The organism is Vibrio sp. Vb1554 (genome assembly GCF_033344235.1).
The window spans coordinates 17138-32699 of the sequence record NZ_JAWPOJ010000005.1 but is presented as its reverse complement, the minus strand read 5'-3'; the positions used below and the strand labels follow the sequence as shown (position 1 = coordinate 32699).

Annotated in this window: 15 protein-coding genes; 6 read left to right on the top strand and 9 right to left on the bottom strand. The window is 45.0% G+C overall.

All coding sequences use genetic code 11. From position 1 onward, the window contains the following. Positions 1-9: 9 nt before the first annotated feature. The 7 genes from R8N28_RS06155 to pspA all read right to left on the bottom strand — a co-directional run bounded on the left by R8N28_RS06155 (position 10) and on the right by pspA (position 7349). Complete coding sequence (locus R8N28_RS06155) at positions 10-576, bottom strand: DNA-3-methyladenine glycosylase I (protein WP_017634671.1); 567 nt, start codon at positions 574-576, stop codon at positions 10-12. A gap of 72 nt (positions 577-648) precedes the next feature. Then, a complete protein-coding gene (vmeI, locus tag R8N28_RS06150; protein ID WP_017634672.1) occupies positions 649-3759 on the bottom strand; it encodes an efflux RND transporter permease subunit VmeI in 3111 nt (1036 codons plus the stop codon). Next, entirely contained in the window at positions 3756-4853 is a 1098-nt protein-coding gene (locus tag R8N28_RS06145) for an efflux RND transporter periplasmic adaptor subunit (protein WP_005378112.1), read from the bottom strand. The genes vmeI and R8N28_RS06145 overlap by 4 nt, the downstream gene beginning before the upstream one ends. A 1-nt stretch (position 4854) precedes the next feature. After that, positions 4855-5886, bottom strand: a complete 1032-nt coding sequence (locus R8N28_RS06140) for an efflux RND transporter periplasmic adaptor subunit (protein ID WP_054577943.1) — start codon at positions 5884-5886, stop codon at positions 4855-4857. Between the two features lie 161 nt (positions 5887-6047). Beyond that, positions 6048-6437, bottom strand: coding sequence for an envelope stress response membrane protein PspC (gene pspC, locus R8N28_RS06135; protein ID WP_025766867.1), 390 nt, complete (start codon positions 6435-6437; stop codon positions 6048-6050). Beyond that, on the bottom strand, positions 6430-6663 hold the full coding sequence (gene pspB / locus R8N28_RS06130; RefSeq protein ID WP_005378117.1) for an envelope stress response membrane protein PspB: 234 nt from the start codon (positions 6661-6663) through the stop codon (positions 6430-6432). The genes pspC and pspB overlap by 8 nt, the downstream gene beginning before the upstream one ends. Positions 6664-6677: 14 nt before the next feature. Continuing rightward, the gene (gene pspA, locus R8N28_RS06125) at positions 6678-7349 is read right to left on the bottom strand and encodes a phage shock protein PspA (RefSeq protein ID WP_005378119.1); all 672 of its coding nucleotides are present in this window, start codon (positions 7347-7349) and stop codon (positions 6678-6680) included. A gap of 232 nt (positions 7350-7581) precedes the next feature. Here pspA and pspF point away from each other — a divergent pair, with 232 nt between their 5' ends. The 6 genes from pspF to R8N28_RS06095 all read left to right on the top strand — a co-directional run bounded on the left by pspF (position 7582) and on the right by R8N28_RS06095 (position 14033). Continuing rightward, positions 7582-8589, top strand: a complete 1008-nt coding sequence (pspF, locus tag R8N28_RS06120) for a phage shock protein operon transcriptional activator (RefSeq protein WP_017820869.1) — start codon at positions 7582-7584, stop codon at positions 8587-8589. 205 nt (positions 8590-8794) lie between these two features. After that, a complete protein-coding gene (gene sapA / locus R8N28_RS06115) occupies positions 8795-10414 on the top strand; it encodes an ABC transporter substrate-binding protein SapA (RefSeq protein WP_065274377.1) in 1620 nt (539 codons plus the stop codon). Continuing rightward, on the top strand, positions 10414-11376 hold the full coding sequence (locus R8N28_RS06110; protein ID WP_005378122.1) for an ABC transporter permease: 963 nt from the start codon (positions 10414-10416) through the stop codon (positions 11374-11376). Before sapA ends, R8N28_RS06110 begins: the two co-directional genes overlap by 1 nt. Then, the gene (locus R8N28_RS06105) at positions 11363-12250 is read left to right on the top strand and encodes an ABC transporter permease subunit (protein ID WP_005378123.1); all 888 of its coding nucleotides are present in this window, start codon (positions 11363-11365) and stop codon (positions 12248-12250) included. Before R8N28_RS06110 ends, R8N28_RS06105 begins: the two co-directional genes overlap by 14 nt. Next, complete coding sequence (locus R8N28_RS06100; RefSeq protein WP_005378126.1) at positions 12250-13245, top strand: oligopeptide/dipeptide ABC transporter ATP-binding protein; 996 nt, start codon at positions 12250-12252, stop codon at positions 13243-13245. Before R8N28_RS06105 ends, R8N28_RS06100 begins: the two co-directional genes overlap by 1 nt. Then, positions 13242-14033 (top strand): ATP-binding cassette domain-containing protein, encoded by a 792-nt coding sequence (locus R8N28_RS06095; protein WP_005393308.1) that lies wholly within the window; start codon positions 13242-13244, stop codon positions 14031-14033. The genes R8N28_RS06100 and R8N28_RS06095 overlap by 4 nt, the downstream gene beginning before the upstream one ends. A gap of 81 nt (positions 14034-14114) precedes the next feature. On the opposite strand, the gene R8N28_RS06090 is transcribed toward R8N28_RS06095, so the two are convergent. Beyond that, on the bottom strand, positions 14115-14504 hold the full coding sequence (locus R8N28_RS06090; protein WP_005378129.1) for a DUF2750 domain-containing protein: 390 nt from the start codon (positions 14502-14504) through the stop codon (positions 14115-14117). A 68-nt stretch (positions 14505-14572) separates the two neighbouring features. Further along, a complete protein-coding gene (locus R8N28_RS06085; protein WP_054576410.1) occupies positions 14573-15478 on the bottom strand; it encodes a manganese-dependent inorganic pyrophosphatase in 906 nt (301 codons plus the stop codon). Positions 15479-15562 lie beyond the last annotated feature (84 nt).

The following is a 15562-nucleotide window of genomic DNA, read 5'->3' as shown; positions in this document are numbered from 1 at the left end:
AGCCAAACGTTACTTATTCTGCTTTTTAGGACATCCAACGATATGGTCATCCACCATGCCGACGGCTTGCATGAAAGCATAACAGATGGTTTCACCGACAAACTTGAAGCCTTTCTTTTTTAGGAATTTACTCATGGCTTTGGATTGCTCTGTCGAAACTGGCACGTCACTCATATGTTGCCATTGATTAATGATTGGTTCGCCGTCCACGAACTGCCACAACGCGTCTGATAAACTTCCGTATTCAGCAATTAACGCTTTGGCCGCTTTGGCATTACTGAAAACCGAGTTAATCTTTCCGCGATGCCTTACAACATCGAAGTTTTCCACGATGTATTCAGCGCGTTCTTCATTTCTTTGTTCCAACGCATCTAGATCGTAATTCTCGAACGCTTCTCTGTAACCTTCGCGCTTTTTAAGGATGGTGATCCAACTAAGACCAGCTTGCGCACCTTCCAAAGTAATAAATTCAAACAGGACTTGGTCGTCATATACTGGCACGCCCCATTCGGAATCATGATATTCGCGCTCTAATGGGTGATTCATCGCCCACGCACACGTTTTTTGTTCTGTCATTATTCTTCCTTAAAAAGCGCCTCTAACTGATGAGCTAGAGGCGCGATATTTTTCATCGTTATATCAGTAGCACTAAGCCTGTTTCGGTACTGCCACTTTATGGAACAAACGATACAACACTGGCACGACAATCAGTGTCAGGACTGTCGCAAAACCCAAACCAAACATAATCGTAACCGCCATTGGTTTGAAGAAAATATCTGGCAACAGTGGGATCATACCAAGGATCGTCGTGATAGCAGCCATACAAACGGGACGGACGCGACTTACCGCAGCATCAACGACCGCGTCATAAGCCTCTTTACCGGACTTCATTTCAATTTCAATTTGGTCCAGTAATACGATGCCATTTTTGAGCACCATTCCCGATAAGCTTAAGAAGCCGAGCAATGCCATAAAACCAAACGGCGTGTTGAGTGCCAACAAACCAGTGGTGACGCCAATTAACGCCAGCGGTACGGTAAGCCAAACAATGAGTGGCTCTTTGATAGAGTTAAATAGGAATACAGTGATCAAGAACATGAACAAGTACCCCATTGGCATAGTAGTAAACAGTGACTCTTGAGCATCACCTGAAGATTCGTATTCACCACCCCACTCTAAGGAATAACCTGGTGGTAATTGAATCGCTTCGATTTGGGGCTGTAAGCGTTTTTGCAATGTCGATGCGGTTTCTTCACCTAGAATATCAGGGTCTGCCATCACAGTGAGCATACGCTTACGGTTCTTACGTACGATGATAGGATCCTCCCAACGCATGTCGTAACCCATTGTGACTTGTTGAAGTGGGATAAACTCACTCTGTGCTGGACTCCATATTTTCATGCCTTCAATGTTACGAATATCAATACGTTCATCTTCAGGTAAACGAGCCACGATAGGCATGAGCGTCGTGCCGTCTCGGTAAAGGCCTATCGTCATTCCAGAGAATGACATGGACAAGAAGTCATCGACATCTGATTTGGTAATGCCATAGCGACGTGCCTGACTCTCGTTAAACTGAGGTTCAAGAACTTGGGTTCGTTCACGCCAATCATGCCTGATATTTGTTGCCTGAGGGTCGGCGTACATGATGTCCTTGACCTGAGCGGCTATCGTACGAAGGACGGTTGGATCTGAGCCAATAATGCGAGCTTCAATTTTTGCACCACCACCAGGGCCTAACTCAATCTGTTTGAGCTTGTAATTGATTTCTGGGTAGTTGGCTTTTAAATACTCTCGAAACTTCGCCATTAATGGTTTCAACGCTTCGTAATTTTCCATACGAGTGGTTATCTCACCATAAGCCGCATAACTTTTCTCTGGCGCGTACGTTAACATGAAGCGCTGTAAGCCTTTACCCGCGGTCGTCGTGATATGGTCAACATGCTCTTGCTTAGCTAACCAACTTTCTAACTCTTTAAGCGTTGTGTTGGTTGCTCGAATATCAGTTCCTTCTGGCATCCATACATCTAACTGAAAAATCGGCGTTGTCGAAGATGGGAAAAACGCTTGCTTCACAAAGGTGAACCCGTAAACACTTGCCGCTAATCCCGCAATCAGCACCACAACGGTAAACCAAGCACGACGCATACAAAACTGAAGAAACTTTTTATAAATAACGAAAATAACCCCGTTATATGGATCATTTTCTTCCCCTTCACCTTGTTTAATCTTCTGGCCTTTAAAGAAGATGTCAGCAAAGAATGGTGTCAACGAGATAGCGGTAAACCAGCTCAACATTAAAGAGATCAGCAGAACCGTAAATAAAGTGCCACAGTATTCGCCCGTCGAGTCTTCAGACAGTCCAATTGGCGCAAATGCAGTTACCGCAATCACAGTTGCCCCAAGTAATGGCCACTTTGTTTGGGTAACAATGTCGGTCGCTGCTTGGAGTCGAGTTCGCCCTTTTTGCGTACCAATCAAAATCCCCTCAACCACGACGATTGCATTGTCCACCAGCATACCTAACGCGATAACCAAGGCACCTAATGAAATCCGCTGCAAATCTATCGCGAGATACTTCATGAAAATGAACGTACCCAGCACCGTCAGCAGCAAGATTAAACCGATTAGTAGCCCAGAACGTAGCCCCATAAAGAACAGAAGTACGATAATGACGATACCGACAGCTTGAGCCAAGCTGACAACAAAACCGCTAACCGATTTATCCACCTCTTTAGGCTGACTGTAAATTTCCGAGATTTCGATACCGACAGGTTGTTGGTACTTTAGCTCGGCAAGGCGATGATCAAACGCTTTTCCGACTTCAACCACATTGACGCCTTCAGCAAAAGAAACACCCACGTTCAGTGCAAGGCTGCCGTTAAAATTAATAACATTACTCGGTACTTCTACATACCCGCGTTTTATTTCCGCCACATCTTTCAAGAAAATGAGCCCCTGAGCGCCCGACTCAGTAATCAACAAATCACCCAGCTCCTCCACACTCTGGAACTCGCCAGTCGGCTGAATTCTGATGTACTCGTCACCAATTCTGATCGCCCCTGCGTCAGAAACCACGTTTTGCGTCGAAAGAAGATTAAACACGGTATCCGGAGCAAGACCTATACTGCTCAGCTTTTTCATCGATACTTCGATGAAAACTTGCTCTTGCTGTTGCCCGGATACCGAAACTTTACTCACGCCATCAACCAGTTCGAGCTCTCGGCGTAAGTAATCGACGTAATCCAGTAGCTCTTTATAGCTATAACCGTCGCCAGTCACCGCTAACAAAATCCCGTAAACATCACCAAAATCATCGATCACTTGAGGTTCATTCACACCTGGAGGCAACGTCCCTTTAAGGTCGTTCACTTTACGGCGCAACTCATCCCAAATTTGTGGTAGATCATCAGGGCCATAATTGTTCTTCATCGTGACCGTGATTTGAGATAATCCCCGGCTAGAAATCGAATTTACTTCATCAACATAAGTAAGCTGCTGAATCGCTTTTTCGATTGGGTACGTCACTTCTTCTTCGACTTGTTGCGGTGTCGCACCAGGGTAAGAGGTCACTACCATCGCATCTTTAATAGTAAAAGCAGGGTCCTCAAGACGCCCTAAACCAAAGAATGCGGCGATACCACCAATCAAAAATATCAGTGCGACCATCCAACTGATGACGCGATTTCGGATGAAGTACGCAGCAATACCGGTCACATCATCATCACTTTGAGGCACTGATTTATTAAGATCGCTCATAGACCGGCCTCCTGCGTAGCCATTTCCTGTATCACTTCCACTTTCATGCCATCCCTTAATCGAGAAACACCGGCAATCACGACTTTGTCTTTGAGCATGAGACCATCAAGGATTTGAATGGACGTTTTAGATGCCTTACCTGCTCGCACCTGTTTGCGCGATACCGTATTGTCGTCATTCAGTACCCAAACAAATTTGTTTTCGCGCCCCAGCTCGTCACCATCCGCATTAAAAATGGCTTCGATAGGAACATTAATTCCTAGGTTGAGATCAAGCCCAACATTCTCGTCTTTAGAAGTTACCTCAACAGCCATACCATCTAGGATGTACTCTTCTTCCGGCATAGGAAGCGACAGTGTGACAGTAAACGTACCTGTTGTTGGGTCGGGTTCGGTTGTAAATTCTTTTACCGTCGCGTTATATTCGTTACCACTGGGCACGCGCACTAATGCTTTGATCGCGGTAAGCCTTTCTTCCGTTGGCGGTTGGTTCACATAGAGGCGGTCAGGAAGCTGAATCAACACTTCGACTCGCTCCAAGCTGTGAATATTAACGATATGCTGTCCGACTTGAACATTTTCGAATTGGTCGATATTAACTCGCGAAATAATCCCATCCACGGGCGCTTTTAAGGCAGTAAATGATAGACGAAGTTTGGCTAACTGAAGCTCAGCTAAGGCGATTTGTCGTTGTGCTGCAATTTCATCAAACTGAGACTTAGCTAATAGGCCTTTATCAACCAAAGGGCGTGAGCGGCGATACTGACTGTCGACAACAGAAAAACGCGCACTCGCATTATCTACATCCAACTCATAGTCAGTGGGATCTAGCGTTGCAATAACATCACCCTTCGTGACTTTGTCGCCCTCTTTTACCATGATGCGGCTGACTTCTCCTGCCACTCTGAAGCTCAAATGAGAGCGATCCGCTGCATTCGCAACCGCAGGGAAGTACAAGTTGTCGTCCACCTTGTTTCCCGCTAATGACGTAACTCTAACTCGTGGCGTTTCGAGCTCTTTTTCTGGCGCCTTATCCCCACAGCCAACGAGAAAAAGCGTTGAAAGTAAAGTCGCTAGAGAGATGATTCCTTTCATATTACAACCCTCTTTCCTTAATCCACGCTCTTACCTTAATTCCGGGTTCAATTACACTGACACCCGAGATAATGATTTGGTCGCCATCGTTAAGCCCAGCTAACACTTGATTTTTGTCATTCATCTCAATTGCGGCTTTGGACACAATGCCTTGCTCATCGACACGCCAAACGTATGTTTTGCCGTTCTCTACTAGCAGCGCAGAGTTAGGAATCTTTGTCGCTCCTGCACTTTTGGACAGGAGGTAAGCATTGCCAGACATTCCCGGCAAAAGGCCTATTTCTGCTGGCCGTTCCATGACCATCGTGACTTTGTAACTGCCCGTTTTAGGATCGGCTTCTGTATCGATTTCCTGAAAGGTTAAATCAAAGGCTCGCTCGGGGAACGCATCAAATATCATTCTGGCAGAGACATCGCTCCCCTGCGTGTAACGATTTAGAAGATAGTCTGGGATTTGGAATATCACTTTGAGGAGTTGGTTGGACTGAATATTCATCACCCCTTCTTTCGCGGCAACATATTCATGGTTTTCTGCTGGAATGTACGAAATGGTGCCATCATATGGCGCGACAAGTTTGGTATACCTTAAGTTTGCCTTTGCTTGATTCCATTGAGCTTTTGCCGAGTTGTGATTCGCTTTTGCCTCATCAAAATCTTGCTCAGATACTACTTGGTCTTTACGTAGCTTTTGGTATCGCTTGTATTGCACATCTGCGAGCAAAAAATTTGCCCGAGCTTGCTGTTCGAGCAGAGAATATTCATCTGGGTTTAATGACGCCAAAACATCACCTTTACTAACGACTTGACCTTCATTCACTTCTATCGTTTGAAGAAGCCCAGGAACTCGAAATGTCAGTACTGCTCTATCGCCAGCTTCCGTCGTGGCAGGAAAATGTCGCTCAAACTGGGCATTGCCAACAGATACTGTAAATAGCTTCGCAGGGCGCGATTCAGGTTCAGGAACAGGAGGAAGTTCTTTACCGCACCCCGACAAGACAGCCGAGATGGCAATAGGAATGAGCAATTTTCTCATTACATTCATCCATAAAAATTGGGGGATTATTTTTAAAGTAGATGAATTTTGAACGAACTTCCAGAGCAGAAAAGATTAATAGTGCTTTAAAATTAGTAATTTGTGATAAAAAAGCAGGCTTTATGCCTGCTTCAGTTAAATCTTCTTTGGATACAAAATGCCTAGAGCTTACTGAATTCTCTGTTCACCCTATATGTATCAGACGTAACATAAGCTTCCATGTTACGAATTTTGCCATCAAGACGGTCAAAATCCCTTTCCAACACACTGAGCAGTTGATCAGGGCTTTGCCCTTTCTGCCAAGGCTTACTTTTGAGCGTATGCTCTTGCTGAGCTCTGATATTTTCAGAATACGTTACTGGTTGCTTTTCTAACATAAACGCCATCGCGATGTACGCTAACAATACCAAAAACGTACCACCTAACAGCGCTGCAGAAATCACTACAATACGAATCAACCAAACTTCTGCACCAAAGTAGTTGGCAATTCCGGCGCAAACACCGGAGATTTTGCCATTTACTGGATCACGATACAGTTCTCGATTATTCATACTTTCGTCTCCATGTTGGTGACTCAGCATCCAAGATGCGCTCCAATGTATCAACTCGGGACTGCATCGCTTCCGCTTTTTCAGATAGTACCTGAAGGCGCTCTAAATCTTGGCTCGACAGTGCACTATCTGTTTTGCGTTTGCTGCGATAGTGTAAGAAGAGCCATAGTGGAGCGACAAAGATTAAAAAGACAATCACTGGTCCTGCTATAAAAAATGCCGACATAAATGGCTCCTTTCTTATTTATCTTTCGATGACATCTGTTCTTTCAGTTTTGCCAACTCTTTTTCAATTTCGTCTTGTGCCTGCAACTCTGCAAACTCTTGTTCTAGCGATTTAGCATTACCAGTTTGAGCATACAGGTCTGCTTCCGCTTCCATTTCATCCACTTTACGTGAGTACTGCTCAAATTTCGCCATCGCTTCATTAGTACGGCTAGTGTGCAGGTGTTTTTGCACATCACGACGGTTAGATGCAGTTTGGTTACGAATTGCTAGTGCTTGCTGTTTTGCGCGCGTTTCAGCAATTTTGCTTTCCAACTTACCAATCTCGCCAGTAAGCTTATCGATCGTTTCTTCCACTAAGGTTTGCTCAGTGTGGAGGCCCTTAATCACTTGCTCTAGCTTTTGCTTTTCAATTAACGCTGCACGAGCTAGATCTTCACGCTCTTTAACTAATGCTAAGCTCGCTTTTTGGCCCCATTCGCCAATTTGCTCTTCTAACGTTTCAACCTTACGAGCCAACTCTTTCTTGTCTGCAATCGCTTTAGCCGAGTTAGTACGCACTTCAACAAGTGTGTCTTCCATTTCTTGAATGATAAGACGGATCATTTTTTCAGGATCTTCCGCCTTGTCCAGTAATGCACTGATGTTTGAGTTAACGATATCTGCAAATCGAGAAAAAATACCCATAACGGAACTCCTCTTTTTTCCTATTAAAACTCGACAAGGTGGTGATTAACCTTGTGTCTCCCTGAATATATAACAAGTAACGTGCCAACTTATAATTTTCTTTTAAATCAGATTGTTATTCATTTTGTTGTCGTTACACACTATTGTGCTATGATGTTTTTCACCAACTGTTGGTGAAATTTACCAACTCTATCTCTAAATCATGGCTCGGCTGTTAAATAAGAAGGACTTTATGAAGCAAAACCTGATTGGTGAATCACCTGCTTTTCTCGCTGTACTAGATAAAGTATCACAACTTGCACCCATTGAGCGCCCTGTCCTCATCATTGGTGAACGAGGTACGGGTAAAGAACTCATCGCTCAGCGTTTGCATTATTTATCAAGACGTTGGGATAAACCACTACTATCACTCAACTGTGCGACATTAAGCGAAGGGCTAATAGATTCCGAATTGTTTGGACATGAATCCGGCTCCTTCACGGGCTCTAAAGGTAAACATAAAGGGCGTTTCGAGCGTGCCGAGGGCGGTACTTTGTTTCTTGACGAACTGGCAACCGCACCACTTTTAGTTCAAGAAAAGCTATTACGTGTCATTGAATATGGTGAATATGAGCGAGTTGGCGGTCATACCGCTCTCAATGCGGATGTTCGACTTGTTTGTGCAACCAATGCCGACCTACCAAAATTGGCAGAGCAAGGTGATTTTCGTGCAGATCTGCTCGACAGGCTAGCCTTCGATGTCATTATGTTGCCGCCTCTTCGCGAGCGCAAAGAAGACATTCTCTCTTTAGCAGAGCACTACGCGATGAAAATGTGTCGTGAACTGCAACTGGAATACTTTGTCGGTTTTACCCCAAAAGCGCAGCAGTCGCTTATTGAATATGAATGGCCCGGTAACGTCCGCGAACTAAAAAACGTGATTGAACGTGCGATTTACCAACATGGTCTGAATGCTCACCCAATTGATGAACTGGTTTTCAATCCCTTTGAAACGGTTTGGCACAGCGCGCTTGGCCATAGTGCAAAACAAGCAGAACAACAAGAAGAGGAAGCATCAAGCAACACCATCCAATTCCCTCTAGACTATAAACAATGGCAAGAGGAACAAGATATCCATTTACTCAATCGTGCATTGGAAGAAGCCAAGTTTAATCAACGACAAGCAGCCGAGCTACTTGGCTTGAGCTATCACCAATTACGAGGGATGGTTAGAAAATATGGTTTGGTCGGACAAAGCTAACTTGACCGAGAGAACTCAATCAATACACGAGCTCGTGACTGCGCTCTAATTCGCATGCATTTATGGCATAACACCTTACAGTGTATGGATTTTATGTTTGGAGCGAGTTCACAAAGGTGATAAATTAGCGAGATCATTTTCGCTTGTTAGCTTTGAAAGAGTAAGATCAAACGAAACGAGCAAGATCCAATGAACATTTCATATTATGAATGCTTTTATAAGATTATCGCTGAGCCTTATTGGGATTAGCCTACTTACCGCTTGTGGCGATGAAATTGACCACAATGATATTCGCAAAGCTGGCTTTGTGTTTTGCGGACAGGGTAAGCCGACCACGTTTAACCCTCAGCTTATTGATAGCGGTATTACCGCAGAGGCTCTGAGCCCGCAGCTGTACGATACGCTGCTCACGCTCGATCCTAAATCACATCAGCCCGTGGCAAGCATCGCCGAGAGTTGGTCAGTAAATGAATCAGGGACGGAATACACGTTTAAGCTTAAACGTGGTGTTAAATTCCAAACCACGCCTTGGTTCACACCCACTCGCCCATTGAATGCAAAAGATGTGGTATTTAGCTTCAAGCGAATCATCGATGTAGACCATCCTTTTCACCAAGTAGGTGGTGGTTTTTATCCATGGTTTGCAGGGTTAGATTTTCAAAACCTACTCCAAGACGTGGTTGCAATAGATGAGCATACGGTAAGGTTTACGTTATCTCAGCCAAACTTTTCTTTCTTGGCCAATATTGCCACCAGCCATGCGGTTATCTTGTCTTCGGAGTATGGACAGCAATTGGCTGCAAAAGATCATAAAGAAGAAATCGACCAACTTCCTATCGGTACCGGCCCTTATCAATTAAAAGAATACCAAGTGAACGACTTGATTCGATTAGAGCGTCATTCTAATTACTGGAAGTCACCAGCAAAAATGGAACAAGTGGTATTCGATATATCTCACAGAGGCACGGGTACATTAGCTAAACTTTTAAGAAACGAGTGTGACGTACTCTCTTCACCTATTTCGAGCCAAATACCTGTCATTCAAGAAAATGACAACCTTGAGCTGACGGCTACACCAGCTAACAACGTTTCCTTTATTGCGATAAACACAGAAACCACCGCGCTGAGTGATGCTCGAGTTCGCCAAGCACTTAACTTAGCGATCAACCGTCAAAATATTTTAGATTCAGTTTACTACGGAACTGGCTCCCAAGCTTATACCTTGCTACCACCTAATTCATGGGCTTATCAAAAAGACAGCGTAAAAATTCGTTATGACCGGAATTATGCATTGGCACTACTTCGAGATGCAGGCTACGAAGACGGCCTAGAATTGACCATGTGGGTACCACTTGAACCACGTGCTTTTAACCCAAGCCCTCGTAAGACTGCGGAGTTAATCCAAGCGAATTTTGCCGATATTGGGGTTAAATTAACGCTACTGACCGATGATAGGTTTGAACGTGTGGATTTGGAGAACATCAACGATATCGATTTACTTTTAACTGGTTGGATTGGTGATACCGGGGATCCTGACAACTTTTTCCGCCCTTTATTATCTTGCGAGTCTGACCGCGTTGGCCTTAACGTGTCCATGTGGTGTAACGATGACTTCGATTTCTTGCTCGATTTGGCGTTAGAAACTCAAGAACCGCGTTACCGTTTGAACCTATATCGCCAAGCACAGAACATTTTGAATCAAGAGTTCCCGGTTATTCCTCTGGCGCATGGCGTGCAGTTCCGTGTGCACGACAAATCGCTGACAGGCTTCAAATCAAGCCCTTTCAATGCCCAACCGTTTGATAGAGTTGAGAGAATTCACTGATGTTTTGGTATACCGTTCGACGCTTTAACCTATTTATCATCACTTTGATGATCCTTACATTAGTGGGTTTTTCTCTGCTTCGCCTTGACCCTCTCTCGCACTGGGCAAACGTTGATTTTTGGTCTGGTTGGCAAACTTACTTAATCAACCTTTCTCAGCTTGATTTTGGCATAAGTAAAAACGGCAACGCGATTTATGACGAGCTCGCCGTCGTATTCCCTGCCACTTTGGAACTGTGCTTTTTTGCCTTTTTGGTGTCCCTTTTGATCGGTATTCCACTTGGAACCGTGGCTGGGATGAAGCAAGGTAAATGGCTCGACACCAGCATTTCATTCATGTCGATGTCTGGTTATTCCGCCCCAATTTTTTGGGTGGCTCTGTTACTTATCATGGTTTTTTCATTAGAGTACCAACTCTTTCCCGTGGCAGGACGATATGACCTGCTTTACGAAATTGATCATGTAACCGGATTTGCCATTATCGACGCATTCATGGCGAAAGGTGAATACCGCGCTCACGCACTGCAAAGCGTCATTGAGCATATGGTGCTGCCATGTTTGGTGCTTGCTTTGGCTCCAACCACCCAGGTTGTCGGACTAATGCGCTCCTCGGTAGCGGAAGTGATGAGCCAAAACTACATCCGTGCAGCGAGAATCAAAGGTCTTTCTAACCGCGAAATCGTAACTCAACATGTATTGCGGAATGCGATACCGCCTATCATTCCCAAGGTTGGTGTTCAACTTTCGAGTATGATTACCTTAGCTATCATCACGGAGTCTATTTTTAACTGGCCAGGTATTGGTCGTTGGCTTTTAGATGCGCTAGCAAGCCAAGACTATGCATCTATCCAAGCTGGCGTGATGGTACTTGCGACTTTGGTTCTTACCGCTAACATACTCTCGGATTTGATTGGCGCGATGATTAACCCTTTAGTTCGAAAGGAATGGTATGCTAACAAATAACGTTTATCAGGAAGAGCGCATTCCAACACAGTTTGAGCGTTTTTGGCGAAGCTACCGCGCCAACGGACTAGCCATGTTTGGCTTGTGGTGCTTGGTGTTTATCGTCCTTATTACCATTTTTGCCCCCCTACTTGCACCATTTGACGCCCAAGCACAGTCAGGTGAGTTGCTTGTGCCGCCATCATGGGCTCCAGCAGGAACGGTTGATTACTTTTTGGGGACCGATGACTTAGGTAGAGATATTCTTTCGCGCCTGATTATGGGCTCTCAGCTGACATTTGGCGCTGCTGTCGCCATCACCGCAATTGCTGCCGTTGTAGGCTGTTTAATTGGCGTATTGGCAGGTATGACGAAAGGCTTACTGTCGAGTACTCTCAACCACTTGCTCGATACCGTCATGTCGATCCCGTCGCTCTTATTAGCAATCATTTTTGTGGCATTTCTAGGCTTTGGTGGGTTCAATATTTTACTCGCAATCTGCTTGGCTTTGATTCCGCGTTTTATTCGCTCCGTTTATATCGCAGTCCACACCGAAGTTGAAAAAGACTACATAATGGCAGCACGCCTTGATGGCGCTAATGATTTCTACTTACTGTGGAGTTCAATTCTTCCTAACATTCTGACGGTCATTGCCGCTGAAATCACACTCGCGCTCTCTGCTGCGATTTTAGATATTACGGCACTGGGTTTTCTTGGCCTAGGCGCACAGGCACCAAGCACCGAGTGGGGAGCAATATTAGGTGACTCTGTCGAGCTTATTTATATTGCACCTTGGACAGTGACCCTACCCGGCCTGACCATCATGTTTACTGTTATTACCCTAAACTTAGTAGGTGAAGGTGTACGTCAAGCGCTTAATGCGGGGATCGAATAATGCCGTTGTTAGATATTCGACATTTGACCATTGAGATCGAAACACCTCAAGGGTTGGTCAAAGCCGTTGACCGAATGAGCCTAACTTTGAACGAAGGCGAAATTCGTGGTCTTGTAGGTGAGTCTGGCTCTGGAAAAAGCTTAGTTGCAAAAGCGATTGTCGGTGTGAGTAAAGATAACTGGCGCATCACCGCTGACCGTATGCGCCTTGGCAATATTGACTTGCTTCAGCTTACGCCAAAAGAGCGTCGGCGCGTCATTGCTCGTGATATTGCGATGATTTTCCAAGAGCCTTCAACTTGTCTTGACCCTTCAGAGGAAGTCGGGCGTCAATTGATTGAATCCATTCCATCTCGCGCATTTGAAGGGAAATGGTGGGAGCGATTTAAATGGCGTAAAAAACAGGCCATCGCGCTTTTGCATAAAGTGGGTATTAAAGATCACAAGCGTTTAATGGGTAGCTACCCTTATGAACTGACTGATGGTGAGTGTCAAAAGGTCATGATTGCCATGGCGATTGCGACCAAACCTAAATTGCTGATAGCAGATGAACCAACCAACGACTTAGACCCGATTACCCAATCGCAAATTTTGCGTCTGTTGAGCCGCATGAACCAACTTAATAACACAACCATTCTGCTTATCGGCCACGACTTAGCGACCATAACACAGTGGGCAGGACGTATTACGGTAATGTATTGTGGTCAGTCGGTGGAGTCTGCCGATACCAGTAAAATCATTGCGGCACCCAAGCACCCGTACACCGATGCCTTGCTTAAAGCGATGCCTGACTTTAATGATTGGGTACCACACAAGCAAAAACTCCAATCCCTACCGGGCTCGATTCCGCCATTGCAGCATCTGCCTATCGGTTGTCGCCTCGGACCACGTTGCCCATATGCGCAGAAACAATGTGTAGAAATTCCACACACCAGACGAATTAAGAATCATAAATTTAACTGCCACTTTCCATTGAACACGGAGAAAAAGTCATGAGTGCGTTACTTGAAGTCGATAATTTATCGAAGCAATTTGTTACGCGCTCCCGTCTGTTCAAACGTCAGGTTAATGAGGCAGTTAAACCGGTAAGCTTTACTTTAGAGCCAGGACAAACTATTGGTTTTATTGGTCAAAACGGGTCAGGGAAATCCACACTAGCTCGTATGCTTGCTGGCGTTGTTGAACCAAGCTCCGGAGAGATCCGTGTGAATGGCGAACGATTGGAGCACAAAGATTACGCGACACGCTGCAAGCTCATCCGCATGATTTTCCAAGATCCAAACACATCGTTAAACCCACGAATCCAGATTGGTCGTATTTTAGAAGGTCCGCTAAAGCGAAATACCAACATGCCGCCAGATGCGCGCATGCAGCGTGTAAAGAACACCCTACTCCGCGTAGGATTGCTGCCTGAGCACGCCTATTTTTATCCACAAATGCTAGCTGCCGGTCAAAAACAGCGCGTGTGTTTGGCTCGTGCACTTATTCTTCAACCTTCCATCATTGTCGCTGATGAGGCGTTAAACGGTTTGGATATGGCAATGCGCTCGCAGATCATTAACTTATTCCTCGAGTTGCAAGAAGAAATGGGATTGTCATTTGTGTACGTGTCTCAGCACATTGGCATTGTTAAGCATATTACTGATAAAGTGATGGTGATGCATGAAGGTGAAGTGGTCGAGTTTGGCGAGACCAACCAAGTACTGACTCATCCCGAGCATCCTATTACTCAACGACTAGTCGAAAGCCACTTTTATAAAGCGCCAAGCCATCAAACAAAATAGTTATCAAAGATGTAATCGTGCAAATGTAAAGAAGCCTGCTTTAACGCAGGCTTCTTTATTGCATGGGTACTAATCAAAAAACTAACGGCGGCTCGCTTGTTTGCGCAGTTCAAAATCAAACTCGTCAGGAAACAATACGACCCCTTCTTCATTTTGATTTGGGAATACAACAATCGATAGCTCGTCATCCTCTAGACCAGAGGTCCAACGGCTGTGCCACTTGTTTAAAGAGATCGCCTCAGGCTCGCAATCTTCCCAATCACCATTCGCCCATTGCAAAGCGAACTCTTCGTTTGGCCATACTGGTACACAATCATCATCTTCTGTATTTAACATGACACAGCCATGTTCGTCTTTCAGAATCCAAACCTTACGATTCGCCACAATCTCTTTTACGCAGTACTTTAAACGTTGCTCTTCGTTGTAGCGATTAATGGTATCCATCTGCTCTTGGGTCAGTTGCTCAGACATATTCGTCTCCTATTTCCCATAGAAAAATGCCCGCAGCTAGGCGGGCATTTAAAGTATATGCTAGAAAATTAAGCTAGCTCAGTTTGAAGCCAAGGCCAACCTTGCTTCTTACGGCTTAGCGTGTTTTCCATCATTAGCATGCCGTCTTTTTCGTGCTTAACAAGCTTCTCAGCCCACTCACCTTTGTATAGAAGACGAGTTTGAGCAGTCGTGATGTCTGTTAGCATTACGGCAGCGAACGCTAGGTTATCTTTCTCACAACGAGATTCTAGGTCTGCTTCTAGTGCTTCGATCATACCGTCAACTTGCTCAAGAGTTGCAAGTTCAACCTGACCAACCACTACGTCACGACCGTTGAATGGGTAACCTTTAAGGTCTTTCTCAACAAGCTCAGCCGCTGATAGACCTTCGATGTTTGTTTTAGCAATTAGAAGATCTTTAGTGAACGCGTCAACATCTTGTACGTCTGCGATTGCCGCTAGTTCAGCAACGGCATCTTTGTCTTTTTGTGTACAAGTTGGAGAAGCAAAACCTACTGTGTCAGATAGAATTGCTGACATCATTAGCTTAGCAATTTGTGGAGTAATCGCGTGACCTTCAATCTTGAAAATGTTGAATAGAACAGTGTTGGTACAACCAACAGGCCAGATCCATGCTTCCATTGGGTTTACTGTCATCACGTCACCTAGACGGTGGTGGTCAACAATACCCGCAATTTCAGCTTCTGCGATATCGTCTGGTGCTTGTGCTAGATCTGAGTAATCTACTAGCCAAACGGTCTCACCCGCAACTGATGTGCGAAGCTCAGGAACTTCAGCGCCAGCAACTTCTAGGATGTGCTGAGTTTCACGGTTGATTTCGCCTTGGCGAATTGGCATAGCTTCAACGCCACGCGCTTTTAGAAGTTCAGTTGCAACGAGTGCACTACAAATACTGTCACTGTCTGGGTTCTTATGACCTACAACTAGAATCATGTTTCTTCCTATTCAAGTCAATTTTATACGCCGCCTAATACAGTTAATTAGGGCGTGTTTGCTCACAAAGGCCGATACTTTACC